The sequence below is a fragment of the Paenirhizobium daejeonense genome, from assembly GCF_014280875.1.
In the GTDB taxonomy this organism is placed as follows: domain Bacteria; phylum Pseudomonadota; class Alphaproteobacteria; order Rhizobiales; family Rhizobiaceae; genus Allorhizobium; species Allorhizobium daejeonense.
The window spans coordinates 1-13586 of the sequence record NZ_JACLAL010000018.1; the positions used below are offsets into that span (position 1 = coordinate 1).

The window sequence follows — 13586 nt, forward strand, 5'->3', positions numbered from 1 at the left end:
TACGGCATCTTCGACGAGGACGTCGAAGAAAACGTCGTCGAAAGCCATATCTCAAAGCTCAGAAAGAAACTGCGCAAAAAGCTCGGTTTCGATCCCGTCGATTCCAAGAGATTCCTCGGGTATTGCATCGACTGGAAGTGATATCGCTTCCTGCGGGCGGCTTATCCGCCCGCTCCGGCCGGCCAGGTCGAGAAAAACATCAGCATTTCAGCTCTGTAAGGCGAAATTCCGGATCCCGGACGGGGCCGGATCGCGCGCGGAATCCGGTCATGATGCGGCTGACCGATCCAAGCTTTTTCAACCCTGTATTTCAGACAGCTTCACGCAAGGAACGATACCTAACGTGAGGCAACCACTAAAGCGAGGATTCGAAATGAGCCTTTTTGGAACCATGAAGACGGCCGTGTCAGGCATGAACGCGCAAGCGAATCGCCTGGGTACCGTCGGCGACAACATCGCGAATTCCAGCACCACGGCATACAAGAAGGCCTCGACGTCCTTTTCATCGCTGGTTCTGCCCTCCACCTCGGGCAACTACAACTCCGGCGGCGTCGAGACCAACGTCTCCTATTCCGTCTCCGAGCAGGGCGCGCTGGAGTACACTACCTCCGGTACCGACCTGGCGATCCAGGGGGACGGCTTCTTCATCGTGCAGGACACGGCAGGCAACATCTACCTGACGCGCGCCGGCTCCTTCACGCTCAACGACGAAGGAAATCTGGTCAACGATGCCGGCTACATCCTTCTCGGTTATTCGGCCAGCAGCGGTTCGCCGACCACGGTTGTCAACTCCTATGACGGCCTGACACCGATCACGATTTCGGACACGGGTCTGACGGCGGTCGCAACCACCACCGGCTCGCTGACCGGCAACCTGAACTACTCCGCCGACATCGTGGCGGCGGGCGGATATGCCAGCGACAACAACGCCACCACGGTCGACGTCGACTCCGACAGCATTCTGAAAACCTCTGTCACGACGTACGACGCCGTTGGCGCTTCGATCACCTATGACTTCTACTATACCAAGACGGCCGACGGCACCTGGGAAGTCGCGGTTTACAATGCTGCCGATGCGAACACCTCAGGCGGCAGCAGTTTCCCCTATTCCTCCGGTCCGATCACGACCGCAGACCTGACATTCGACGCCAACGGCAAGCTGGCCACTGTCGATGGCAGCGCGACCGACTTCACCCTCGACGTGAATGGCGTAACCTTCGATATGTCGGGCATGACGCAGCTTTCGGCCAAATCGGCCATCTCCAAGGGCAGCGCCAACGGTAGCCCGGCAGAAGCAATGACCGGCATCCAGATTGACTCCGACGGCACCGTTTACGGAACCTATGCCAAGAGCGACCCGAAGGCTCTCTATCAGGTGGCGCTGGCGACCGTGGAAAGCCCGGACAATCTGACGCTCTACTCCGGTAACGTGTACCGCACCAGCGCCACCTCCGGCGTTGTCACCATCGGCTTCGCCGGAAGCTCGGGATTCGGTGAAATCGTGGCGGGCGCGCTCGAAACCTCGAACGTCGACCTCGCGTCGGAACTGACCGAAATGATCGAGGCACAGCGCAGCTACACCGCAAACTCCAAGGTATTCCAGACCGGTTCCGACCTGATGGATGTTCTCATCAATCTGGTTCGGTAATCCTTTCGGGAGATCGTGAATGTCACTTGCATCTGCGTTAAATACGACAAAGTCAATTTTCAGCAATACATCGACGCAGACCTCGGTCGTGTCGACGAATATTTCGAGTGCTACGACAAGCGACTATAATCGACGCACCGCGGTGACAACCACGAATCCGTATTCGGGTGCCACGACCGTCAAGGTGGAGCGCACGGAAGATGCGGCACTGCTGAAGCAGGTGCTGCAGTCTATCTCGGATGATGCCGGGCAGCAAAGTCTTCTGGCCGGGCTCGAGACCTTGAATTCGGTGATGGGTGGAAACGAATATTCGGCAACACCATCCCAGTCGCTCTCTGCCCTGCGTGAAGCATTGCAGACATATGCTGCATCGCCAAGTGATTCCACCCTTGCCGCCGCCGCAGTCGCTGCGGCCAACGACGTGGCCACTTCGCTGAACCAGCAGACCGCCGCGGTACAGGAACTGCGCGCAGACACTGACGGCGAGATTGGAACCACGGTCGACAAGCTCAACCAGCTTCTCACCGATTTCGAAAAGGTCAACAACGCCGTCAAGACGGCGACAGCGACCGGTGGCGATGCCAACAATGCCCTCGATACGCGCGAAAGCTTGCTAAAGCAGATTTCGCAGATCATCGGCATCTCGACGACGGTGCGCGACAACAACGACATCGCGATCTACACCACGACCGGTGTGACGCTGTTCGAAACCGTCCCGCGCAAGGTATCGTTCGATGCAACGACGGCCTACGACGCGAATACGGTGGGCAACGCAGTCTACATCGACGGTGTCGCACTTCCTGCCGGGCAAGGAAGCAGCACGTCCTCCATGGGTTCGCTGCAGTCGCTGGTGCAATTGCGCGACGAGGTCTACCCCGGCTATCAGAACCAGCTCGACGAAATCGCCCGCAGCACGATGTTGCTTTTTTCCGAGCTCGACTCCGGTGGTGGAGCGGTCGCCGGTCTCTTCACTACCGTCGATAGCTCGGTGGTCGATTTCGAAACCGCGGATATCATCCCTGGTCTGGCAGGCCTGATTACCGTTTCGCCGGTCGCCCAGTCGGACCCAAGTTCCCTGCGTGACGGCGATATCGCCGGTGTCGATCAGAATACCGAAGGTGCGGCGGGTTTCTCCGATCTGCTTTACAAATATGTCGCGGGCTTCGAGACGCAGATGACGTTTGATGCCGACGCCAATATTTCGACCAAGGCAACGCTTCTGGACTATGCCACCGACTCGGTCGGCTGGGTCGAGGAATATCGGAGCGATGCGACGACAGCAGCCGAAAATACGTCCGCGATGTTGAACCGGTCCGAGGAAGCCTACTCCAATAACACCGGCGTCAATCTCGACGAAGAACTTATCCTGCTGCTCGATATCGAACAGTCGTACAAGGCGGCTTCCAAGCTGCTTTCGACGATCGACGAAATGTTGGGCAGCCTGATGGAGGCCGCGAGCTAATCATGAAGACGACGAACATCTCTTCTCTGGCCATCAGCAAGGCCATGCAACTGACAGTTACCAACTCGATGGCGGAAGTTTCCAAGCTCGAAGTGGAATCGGTCACAGGCACGTTTTCCGACGTCGGTTTAGAACTCGGTACGCGAACCTCGACAAGTCTAGACTATTCCCGCGAAAGCAGCCGCCTGCAGTCGATCGTCGACGCGAATGCCCTTGCGGAGCAGCGCATGGAATCCTCGCAGCTTGCATTGTCCAACATGTCGGACTCCTCGCAGTCGCTGCTGAATTCCATCATCGCCCTCAGTGGCAATTCCGACTCGAGCAGTCTCCAGGTCGCAGCCGATACTGCCATGGCCACCCTTGAGAACTTCGTCAGCTACACGAACTCGGCGGTCAACGGCGAATACCTGTTCTCCGGCATCAGCACGGACGTTCAGACGCTGGACAACAGCTTCATCTCGGATGTTACGACCGACTTCAACACTGCATTTGCCACTTTCAAGACGGCAAACGGCATTGTTTCGAATGCCGATATTACTGAATCGCAGATGCAGCAGTTCCTTTCGGACTACGAGACGAGCTTCAACTGGTCGTCCTGGACCAACGCATCCGATACCACTATGTCCACGCGCATTAGCACATCGGAAACCGTGTCCACATCGACCAGCGCCAATACCAACGGTTTCAAGAGCCTTGTGCTTGCGGCAGTGGTATCGTCGCAACTCGTGAATTCTGGCCTGAACGCCAGTGCCCTGAGCGTCGTGAATGCGCAGGCGACCAACCATGCCGGTGCGGCAATTACAGGGCTGGACAGCCAGCGATCCTTGCTTGGTCTCTCGCAAGAGCGCGTGGAAAAAGCCAACACCTACATGGGTGAGCAGAAGTCGATCATCGATACCCAGCTTACGGGTCTGATCGGCGTGGATACCGAGGAAGCTTCTGTGCGGCTGACGACGCTGCTGACACAGATTGAAACCTCCTACACGATTACTTCCAAGATCCTGAACCTCAGTCTTGTGAACTATCTCTGACAGCATCGACGTTGATGAGCGACGGAATGTAAAACCATGAAGGAAAAGTAGATGTTCCAGTTTTCATATGCGGAGATCATGGAAGATGATCTTACTCTCGCCAGAGACAGGGAACGCCAGGTTTTAACGCGGTCGATCGAATATCTCACAGCGGCTAAAGAGGCTGAACGGTACGGCAAGGAGGCAATCGAGGCGGTCTACTACACAAGACGTGTGTGGTTGCGTTTCATAGAAGACCTGAAACAGCCGGAGAACGAACTCGGCGTTGAATTAAGAGCGAACCTAATCTCGATTGCAATCTGGATTCTCAAAGAGTGCGAGCAGATACGCAAGCGCAAATCGCAGAATTACCAGGCCATAATTGACGTGACAACCATCATCCGGGATGGACTAAAATGAAAAGCACTCTCCGCCTCTCTCTGAAATCTGGCGAAAAGATCTTCGTAAACGGTGCCGTCCTGCGGGTTGATCGCAAGGTATCCATTGAATTTCTTAACGACGTCACCTTCTTGCTTGAGAACCATGTTCTTCAGCCCGAAGACACCACGACGCCCCTGCGCCAGTTGTATTTCATCGCACAGATGATCCTCATCAATCCGGAAGGCAAGGAACAGTCGCTTGCGCTCTTCCGAAAGTCGATAACGATGCTCCTGTCGTGCTTCCGCAACGAAGAGATCCGCGCCGAACTGAAGCGTATCGATGCCCAGGTTTCCTCTGGTCGCACATTCGATGCCCTCAAGGCCATTCGCGGGCTCTATCCCGCCGAGGAAACCATTCTCAACAGCAATGAGATCACCCCCGCGGTCGTCAATGAACTTCGAAGGGAAATTGCGCCATGGTAACTCCAGTCGGCTCGAGCACGTCCACGACGTCGAGCACCGCCTCCACCTCTACAAAGGACGCGGCTTCGGCCTCGCTCGATTACGATGCCTTCCTGAAGCTGCTCATCGCGCAGATGCAGAACCAGGATCCCACTGATCCCATGGACGCCAGCGAGCAGATTTCGCAGCTTGCGACCTTCTCCCAGGTCGAGCAGTCGATCAAGACGAATACCAATCTCGAGACGATGATCGGCCAGAGCAACCTGGCCAACGCCGCATCCTATGTCGGCAAGGCTCTCGAAAGCGCCGACGGCAAGACCACCGGCATCGTCGCCTATGTCTCCGTCACGTCGGATGGCATGGTTGCGACAACGACCGACGGCGACGAGATCACCATCGAAAATGGTATTATCGTCGGAGAACCGAGCTCTTAATTCGGTCTCAAGAATCGGCTATGGTGAAAGAAACGGAAGACCGGCGGTTTGCGCTGCCGGTCTTTCTTGTATTCCCGGGCAAAGAAGTACGTCATGAACGAAGCCGACGCTCTCGACATTATGCGAAACGCGATCTGGACGGTCCTCATTGCATCAGGTCCTGCTGTTCTTGCCGCCATGGTCGTCGGCGTCACGATCGCTCTCATTCAGGCACTGACCCAGGTGCAGGAAATGACGCTTACCTTCGTGCCGAAGATCATCGCCGTCATGGTCGCCATCGCGCTCTCCGCGCCCTTTGTCGGGGCACAAATTTCGCTGTTTACCAATCTCGTCTTCTCCCGCGTACAATCGGGCTTCTGAGCGGGAAATATCCCGCGCCTGGGCAGGTCGACAGGACGTAAGTGGTCCCTGGTAGATTTGGTGCACAGAAGGGCAAGTCGCAGGCAGCTGTTATATGCGGTTCAACTGCCATAACTGGACGCATTCTCGCTGAACTCGGCAGCCATCTCTTGTAATCAGTCTGACGCAAGGAAGAGACGCTAGCCTCGCCCAAAATGAGAAAGGGCGTGCCTGTGAACCTCGATTCCTTCAGCAGACAAATCGGCGAAGATTCCAGTGCCGGGGCGCTGCTTCTTGAAATTAGAAACGAAATCATCGCGCTGAAGGAGCGGCAGGAGCTCACCGAGGCGTTTCATCTGGAGTTGGCTAACGCTGTTGGCGGGCTTTTCGGTGAAATCCAGAAGCACGCAACCACGCTCGACAAGGATGTCGTTCCCTTTGTCAGGGATATAGCGCACATCCAGGGTATCCTGACGGAATCACACAAGAATCTGCTCGGGGTCTGCGAGAAGCATTTCAATTCCCCGGCACCCGCCGTGGATCCGGCCGTTCGCGGACAGCTTCATGCAATCAAGGCGCTTGGCCAACTGACCTATCGCAAGCTTGCGCCGGTAGCGGGCAGGATCCGGTGCGTATTTCTCGTGCACTCTGTCGACACCTGGGATGCTCTTGCCGGCATCTGCGAGGCCATGCAGTCGGACGATCGGTTTGAGCCCCTTGTGGTGACCATCAACCGCAATTACCCCGGAGAGCAGGGCTTCGGCGGCGAAGACGCGACCAGCCGTGCCTTGACCAAGGCAGGTGTCAAACACCTCAGGCTGGGCATGCAGGACTCCTTCGAGGGTCTCGCCATCCTCCAGGCGCTGATGCCGGATGTCATTTTCCGGCAGTCTCAGTGGGAACGCGACGTTCCCCCGGCTTTCCGCGTAAGCGAAATGTCATTCGCGAAGATCTGCTTCGTGCCATATGCAAGCTCGATCGTCGCGCACGTGTCCAAGGACACCAGTGCCGGCACCATGGCGCTTGGCTACGACGAACCCTTCCAGCGAGTGGCATGGCGTATCTTCGTCGACGTCAAGCGCAACAAGGACATCGTCGAAAGCTATCAGCACGTCGATCCTTCGCGCGTGATCATTTCCGGCAATCCGAAATACGACACCCTTCTGAAGGCCGTCGGCAGCGACCACTGGCCGATCGAAAGCAAGGGGGACCGCAAGGCGTTCCGGGTCGTGTGGGCGCCTCACCACTCGCTCGGCAATATGTGGCTTGCCTTCGGCGTCTTCCACAAGATCTACAAGCAGATGCTCTACTGGGCCATGGCGCGCCCCGACATCGAGTTCGTGATGAAGCCGCATCCGGCGCTTTATGGCATTGCGACCAGCGAGGGACACATCAGCAAGTTCGAGTTGGACAATTTCTTCACGCAGTGGTCCGCCCTCGAAAATTGCTCGATCTGCCACGGGCAGTATGCGGAACTCTTCGCATCGTCCGATCTGCTCATCACCGACGGCGTCTCGTTCCTCCTGGAATACCAGCTCTTCAACAAGCCGCTCGTATTCTTCGATTCCGGCCGTCACGTCCCGCTGAACGATCTTGGCAAGCTCGCAGAAGCCGCGGCCCATGTCGTCACCGATTTTGCCGAGATGCAGACGGCTGTCGATGAATACCGCAATGGAAAGCCCTGGGAGCGTGAAGAGGAACGGCGCGCATTGCTGGAGGCCATGATACCGGCCGGCAAGTCGCCCACCGAGCGCATTCTCGACGAAATCGCCGACGGCATCATCGAGGGCGCGAGCCTCTCCTGAGATCCAGATTACCCAAATTCCCCAGCAGGACCCGGACATAACTGCATGACGTCTCAAGCTACCCGACGCGGTTTCATCGCCAAACAATGTGTATGTTGCGGAAGCAGCGACATCGACAGGCAGCCGGCGATACTGATGCCTTTCGTCGCCCACCGCGCGCTTGGCTGGGAGCCGGTCGTGATCGACGAGAGCTGGGGTCTCAAGACCATCAGGCAGGGGTCGGCCTATTCGGTCTGCAATTCCCTTTACTGCCGGGACTGCGGCTTCGTGTTTCTCGATATCCGGTTTTCGGAGAGCGAGTTGGCTTCGCTCTACCGTGCCTATCGGGAAGAGGAGTACACGGAGCTTCGGGAGCGCTACGAACCGGGCTACAAGGCACGCAATGACGGCCTGAATGCCGGTATGAACTTCATGGACGAGGTCGAATCCTTCATCGCCCCGCATCTATCGTTTCCTGCCAAGATATTGGACTGGGGCGGAGACACCGGCAAGAACAGCCCGTTCCGGCACGGTGAGAACCAGATCGACATCTACGAGATCAGCGATAAGGAAACGCTTCCGGGTACGCGACGCGTAAGCGAAGCCGAACTGAAGCAAACACGCTACGACCTGATCGTCAGTTCGCATGTACTCGAACACGTACCGTATCCCGGTGACCTTATCGCGGACATGGTGTCCGTGATGAACGAGAAGACCCTTCTCTACATCGAGCTGCCCTACGAGGATATCATGAACGCCGCCGACCATGGCGGCGCATCCCCTTACGGGAAGAAGCGTCATTGGCACGAGCACATCAATTTCTTCTCCAGACGATCCCTTGAGAAACTGCTTGAAGCCAACGGTATCGAGCAGATCGCCTATCGCGAGCTCAACATGAAGGGCGGTGCGAACTGCCAGGCGGTGTTCCAGATCCTTTGCAGGCGCAAGCCGAAAGACGCGGCGCAAGCCTAGTGCAATCCCCGTGGCCTAGGAAAAAGGAAGTGAGCCGTAAGACGATTCGTCCGCGGCTGCCTTCTTGGAAAGCTGCAGGATAAACACCTTATGACCAATGGTTCCTCGATCGATATCAACAGGCAACAGACCGCGTCAGAGTCCGAACGACGCAAGGAGTTCCTGAGGCTTTTCCGAGAGAACCCGCTACCGGAAGACGAACTGCTCAACAATCTCGGTCTCTTCAGCAGCCGGCAGGCGTTGACCCGAATGCTGACGATGAACCAGCTGTATCAGAAGATCCTGAATGTCCACGGCGTCGTCCTTGAGTTCGGTGTCCGCTGGGGTCAGAACATGGCCATGTTCGAAGCCTTCCGTGGCATGTACGAGCCCTATAATTTCAATCGCAAGATCGTGGGCTTCGATACTTTCTCAGGCTTCCCCCATGTCAGCTCGGAAGATGGCGAAGCGCCTTCGGTAAAGGTTGGCGGTTATACGGTTACCGAGAACTACGAGGATTATCTGGGGAAGCTTCTGGCACTGCATGAAGCCAACAGCCCGATCTCCCATATCCGCAAGCATACTCTCATGAAGGGCGACGCCCTTGTGACGCTGCCCGCTTATCTGGAAGAGCATCCCGAAACGATGGTGGCCTTCGCCTATTTCGATTTCGACCTGTACGAGCCGACCAAGAAGTGCCTGGAACTGATCAAGGACAGGGTCACCCGCGGTACAGTGCTGGCCTTCGATGAACTTTGCCACCCACAGTTTCCCGGAGAGACACTCGCGGTGAAAGAGGTGCTTGGACTGAGCTCCTATCGGATCCAGCGTTTCCGGGAGGATCCTCTCGTTTCCTACCTCGTGGTGGAGTGATGGGCGCCTTGCCCGGACTTCAAGTGAAATCGTTCTGAACGAAGGATATCGGTAAGCAATATGCAGGTCGTTCTATTGGCAGGTGGTCTCGGCACGCGCATATCCGAGGAATCGGTCTTGCGGCCGAAGCCCATGATCGAGATCGGCGGCAAGCCGGTGCTGTGGCACATCATGAAGACATATTCGGCCCATGGCCTGAACGACTTCATCATCTGCTGCGGCTACAAGGGATATATGATCAAGGAGTATTTCAACAATTACTTCATTCATATGTCCGACATCACGATCGACATACAGCAGAACGCCGTCGAGGTGCACTCCAAGAAGGGCGAACCTTGGCGTATCACGCTCGTCGATACGGGCGAGAGCACGGCAACAGGGGGACGCCTGAAGCGCGTTGCCGATTATCTCCACGATGATGATTTCTGCATGACCTACGGCGATGGCGTCGGCAACATCGACATCACCGGGCTCCTGGAATTTCATCGTACCCATGGAAAAGAGGCAACGCTGACCGCCGTGCAGCCGCCCGCTCGCTTTGGTGCACTCCAGATTTCCGGAAACATGGTCTCGTCTTTCGTCGAAAAACCTTCTGGCGATGGCGGCTGGATCAATGGCGGCTATTTCGTTCTGTCGCGCAATGTTCTGGACCGGATCGCGGGTGATGAAACGTTGTGGGAGCGGGAGCCTTTGGAAGGACTTGCCAGCGACGGCGAACTGGGGGCGTTTTTCCACAGGGGCTTCTGGCAGCCGATGGATACCCTGCGTGACAAGAATTACCTTGAGGAACTCTGGGCTCAAAAGAAGGCCCCCTGGAAAGGGTGGGACTGATGACCCCCGAGTTCTGGAAGGGCAAGCGGGTTTTTCTGACCGGCCATACGGGGTTCAAGGGGTCCTGGCTTTCGATCTGGCTGCAGGAACTCGGAGCGAGCGTAACAGGGTTTGCGCTTGATGCTCCTGATGACCCCAACACGCTTTTCAGGATTGCCGAAGTTGCCCGCGGTATGACCTCGGTGATTGGCGACATTCGCGATCCGCAGGCCTTGACCGCCGCAATGAAGGCTGCGCAACCGGAGATCGTCATCCACATGGCGGCCCAGCCGCTTGTGCGTCGCTCCTATCGGGAGCCTGTCGAGACCTACGCCACCAATGTGATGGGGCTCGTCCATCTTCTGGACGCCGCGCGTTGCGTCGACAGCATCCGGGCCATCGTCAACGTCACCTCGGACAAGGCCTACGATAATCAGGGCAGCCTTTGGGGTTACAGAGAAATCGACCCCATGGGCGGTCATGACCCTTACTCGTCGAGCAAGGGTTGCGCCGAACTTGTAACCGCGGCCTACCGCTCCTCCTATTTCAATGAGGGGGGCAGGATTGCGCTCGCCAGTGCACGGGCCGGCAATGTGATCGGCGGCGGCGACTGGGCGGAAGACCGGCTGGTGCCGGATATCTTTCGGGCGATTGCCAGTGGCGAGGCGGTTTGTGTTCGCAACCCGGATGCCACGCGTCCCTGGCAGCACGTGCTGGAGCCTCTCTCCGGCTATCTGGCAGTCGCGGAGCGCCTTTATTCCGATGGCGTCGAATTCGCCGAAGGCTGGAATTTCGGCCCTTCGGATACCGATGCAAAGCCGGTTCGATGGATCGTTGATCGCATCACCCGCATGTGGGGAAGCGGCGCGCGATGGACGCTCGACGCGGTCCAGGGACCCCATGAGGCGCATTACCTGAAGCTGGACAGTTCCAAGGCGCGGCAACGACTGGGCTGGGCACCTGCATGGACGCTTGAGACGGCGCTGCAGCACACGACAGACTGGTACAGGGCAAGCACCGAAGGCGGGAATAGCATGCGCGATCTGACGATCCGCCAGATTGCCATTCACCGTGCGGACACTGGCCGACAGCTGGGAACGGAAGAACAGACAACGGCGCCTGCGGAAAAAGCTCCGCGGGTAGCGGCCGTAAGAACATGAGCAAAGGAGCATACATGGTCAGTCAGCGCGACAAGGATCTCTTTGAGAACCTGTTTGTCCTCGAGCTTGCCAACAATCACTGGGGCAGCGTCGAACGCGGGCTCAAGATCATTCGGGATCACGCCACGATTGTTCGCTACAATAACGTCAAGGCCGCGATCAAGCTGCAGTTTCGCGATGTCGACGAGTTCGTGCACCCGAGCTTCAAGGGTAGCGAAGAAATCCGCTACATCAAGAAGACCGAACAGACCAAGCTGACCAAGGCCGAGTTTGCCCGCATGGTCGACGAGATCAGGACGCTGGGGTGCATCCCCATGTCCACGCCGTTTGACGAAGCATCGGTGGACCTTTGCGTCGAGTTCGATATGCCGATCATCAAGATCGCATCGTCCGACATGAACGATTGGCTGCTGATCGAGAAGATCGTCAGCACGCGTCGGCCCGTGATCGTATCGAGTGGCGGCGCGTCCGAGCGGGATCTGGACGACCTTGTTCACTTTTTCGAAAAGCGGGATGTCCCGCTCGCAATCAACCATTGCGTTTCGCTCTATCCGTCCGAGGATTCCGATCTCAACCTCGACCAGATCAACTATCTCAAGAACCGGTATCCGAACCATATCATCGGGTTTTCCACCCATGAGTACAATGACTGGTCGTCTTCCATGCTCATGTCCTACGCAAAGGGCGTGCGGACCTGGGAGCGGCATATCGATATCGAATACGAAGGTGTTCCGGTCTCGTCCTACTGCTCGTTGCCGCATCAATGCGACACCTGGTTCAAGGCGCTGAAGAAAGCGCAGGAAATGTGCGGTGGCTACAGCGACCGCCGGCGCGTCATCTCCCGCAAGGAGATCGAGTATCTCGATGCTCTGGTTCGCGGCGTCTACGCCCGCCGGGATCTGGCTCCGGGCTACGTGGTCACCAAGGAATCCTTCGAGCGGGACTTCTATATGGCCATCCCGTTGCGGAAGGGACAGCTGTCCGTTCGCGAAGTGATCAGCGGTGAAAAGCTCATCGAGCCAATCGAAGCCGACAAGCCGCTGACCATCGATCATATCGGCGGTCCTTATCATGAAAACGAGTCCCTGCGTTCGCTGATCACCAACCGGGGTCTCTGAAATGCTGCCGGATAGCTTCAAGGCCGAGATCCTGGGTGCCGACGAGGCGTCCGGTAACATAGATCTGGGCCGACCCGTCTGGGTGTACGGTACCGGCGGGTTTGGAACCGCCGTCGCGCGCGCCCTGCAGGCGAAAGGTGCGACGGTCTCCGGTTTCGTCGAAACCCGTCCGGCAAAGGAGAGCTGGCTCTCCCTGCCTGTCAGGGCTGCCGGCGAGGTAAAGTTCGGGCCGGACGACCAACTCGTAGTCGGCATATTCAACCGTGAAGCGCCCTATCTCGATATCGCCGGTGTCCTGCGGGAGACCGGCATCGGTTCGGTCCACTGGCCGGTCGATTATTACGGGCAACTCGCCGATCTGCTCGGCAGCAGGTACTGGCTTTCGTCCGCATCGGTCTTTCGGGATGATATCGAAAGCATTGGCGCTGCCTATGCCTTGCTCGACGACGAGACCAGCCGCGAGACGTTTCAGCGGATCATTCGTTTCCGCATGGGACAGGACCTCGATTACTCGCAGGTTCGGCACGAGGAGGAGCAGTACTTCTCGCACCTCACGTTGCCGTATCTTCCCAAGGAAAGCCTTCGCTATGTCGACGGCGGCGCTTATGACGGCGATTCCTTCAGGGCGCTGTGCAGCCATATCGAGCCGACGGAAGCCTATCTGTTCGAGCCGGATCCGGACAATTATGCGCGCCTCGTGACCAAGGTTGCGGGCGGCTCCGCAAACGTCCGGTGCCTGCCTCTGGCGCTCTCCGATGGCTATCGCATCCTCTCATGGTCGGACGACGGCGAGGGCAGCGCGATCAGCGAGAACGGCACTAACCGCGTCGCCACGGCAAAGCTCGACGATCTCTTCACCAACACCACCATCGACCTTCTCAAGCTGGATATCGAGGGCGGCGAGATCGACGCGCTGAAGGGTGCCGAACGGATCATCAGGGAGGGGCGTCCGGTGATCTGCCTGTCCCTGTATCACAAGCCCGATGATCTCTGGCGTATTCCCCTGCTACTGGCCTCCATGGTGGACGACTACGCCTTCCATATTCGCCAGCACATGTTCAACAGCTTCGATTCGGTGCTCTACGCAGTCCCGAAATCGCGATGAGCGGCCACTCTTCCCTGCGTGCAATCCAAAACCTTTAGAGCGTCCTTTGC

At 57.5% G+C, this 13586-nt stretch carries 15 protein-coding genes; all 15 read left to right on the forward strand.

The features are described 5' to 3' along the window. A partial coding sequence (locus tag H4I99_RS24160) for a winged helix-turn-helix domain-containing protein (RefSeq protein ID WP_186663411.1) occupies positions 1–141 on the forward strand: 141 nt, incomplete at its 5' end. Positions 142–373: 232 nt separating this feature from the next. Then, on the forward strand, positions 374–1648 hold the full coding sequence (locus tag H4I99_RS24165; RefSeq protein ID WP_163903413.1) for a flagellar hook protein FlgE: 1275 nt from the start codon (positions 374–376) through the stop codon (positions 1646–1648). 19 nt (positions 1649–1667) lie between these two features. Continuing rightward, the gene (gene flgK, locus H4I99_RS24170) at positions 1668–3110 is read left to right on the forward strand and encodes a flagellar hook-associated protein FlgK (RefSeq protein WP_163903415.1); all 1443 of its coding nucleotides are present in this window, start codon (positions 1668–1670) and stop codon (positions 3108–3110) included. A 2-nt stretch (positions 3111–3112) separates the two neighbouring features. Continuing rightward, a complete protein-coding gene (locus tag H4I99_RS24175) occupies positions 3113–4141 on the forward strand; it encodes a flagellar hook-associated family protein (RefSeq protein ID WP_163903417.1) in 1029 nt (342 codons plus the stop codon). A 51-nt stretch (positions 4142–4192) separates the two neighbouring features. Next, positions 4193–4540 (forward strand): flagellar biosynthesis regulator FlaF, encoded by a 348-nt coding sequence (flaF, locus tag H4I99_RS24180; RefSeq protein WP_163903419.1) that lies wholly within the window; start codon positions 4193–4195, stop codon positions 4538–4540. Next, a complete protein-coding gene (gene flbT / locus H4I99_RS24185; RefSeq protein ID WP_163903421.1) occupies positions 4537–4983 on the forward strand; it encodes a flagellar biosynthesis repressor FlbT in 447 nt (148 codons plus the stop codon). The genes flaF and flbT overlap by 4 nt, the downstream gene beginning before the upstream one ends. Further along, the gene (gene flgD, locus H4I99_RS24190; RefSeq protein ID WP_163903423.1) at positions 4977–5396 is read left to right on the forward strand and encodes a flagellar hook assembly protein FlgD; all 420 of its coding nucleotides are present in this window, start codon (positions 4977–4979) and stop codon (positions 5394–5396) included. Before flbT ends, flgD begins: the two co-directional genes overlap by 7 nt. A gap of 93 nt (positions 5397–5489) precedes the next feature. Continuing rightward, entirely contained in the window at positions 5490–5756 is a 267-nt protein-coding gene (fliQ, locus tag H4I99_RS24195; RefSeq protein WP_163903424.1) for a flagellar biosynthesis protein FliQ, read from the forward strand. Between the two features lie 206 nt (positions 5757–5962). Next, positions 5963–7540 (forward strand): CDP-glycerol glycerophosphotransferase family protein, encoded by a 1578-nt coding sequence (locus tag H4I99_RS24785; protein ID WP_163903426.1) that lies wholly within the window; start codon positions 5963–5965, stop codon positions 7538–7540. Positions 7541–7675: 135 nt separating this feature from the next. Then, the gene (locus tag H4I99_RS24205) at positions 7676–8491 is read left to right on the forward strand and encodes a class I SAM-dependent methyltransferase (protein WP_163903427.1); all 816 of its coding nucleotides are present in this window, start codon (positions 7676–7678) and stop codon (positions 8489–8491) included. A 90-nt stretch (positions 8492–8581) separates the two neighbouring features. Continuing rightward, entirely contained in the window at positions 8582–9343 is a 762-nt protein-coding gene (locus H4I99_RS24210; RefSeq protein ID WP_163903429.1) for a TylF/MycF/NovP-related O-methyltransferase, read from the forward strand. 60 nt (positions 9344–9403) lie between these two features. Further along, entirely contained in the window at positions 9404–10174 is a 771-nt protein-coding gene (rfbF, locus tag H4I99_RS24215; RefSeq protein WP_163903431.1) for a glucose-1-phosphate cytidylyltransferase, read from the forward strand. Continuing rightward, complete coding sequence (gene rfbG, locus H4I99_RS24220; RefSeq protein WP_163903433.1) at positions 10174–11313, forward strand: CDP-glucose 4,6-dehydratase; 1140 nt, start codon at positions 10174–10176, stop codon at positions 11311–11313. Before rfbF ends, rfbG begins: the two co-directional genes overlap by 1 nt. A gap of 14 nt (positions 11314–11327) precedes the next feature. Continuing rightward, positions 11328–12431 carry an N-acetylneuraminate synthase family protein gene (locus H4I99_RS24225; protein ID WP_163903435.1) on the forward strand — a complete coding sequence of 368 codons (1104 nt, stop codon included), beginning with the start codon at positions 11328–11330 and terminating at the stop codon, positions 12429–12431. A 1-nt stretch (position 12432) separates the two neighbouring features. Then, positions 12433–13536 (forward strand): FkbM family methyltransferase, encoded by a 1104-nt coding sequence (locus tag H4I99_RS24230; RefSeq protein WP_163903437.1) that lies wholly within the window; start codon positions 12433–12435, stop codon positions 13534–13536. Positions 13537–13586: the final 50 nt, after the last annotated feature.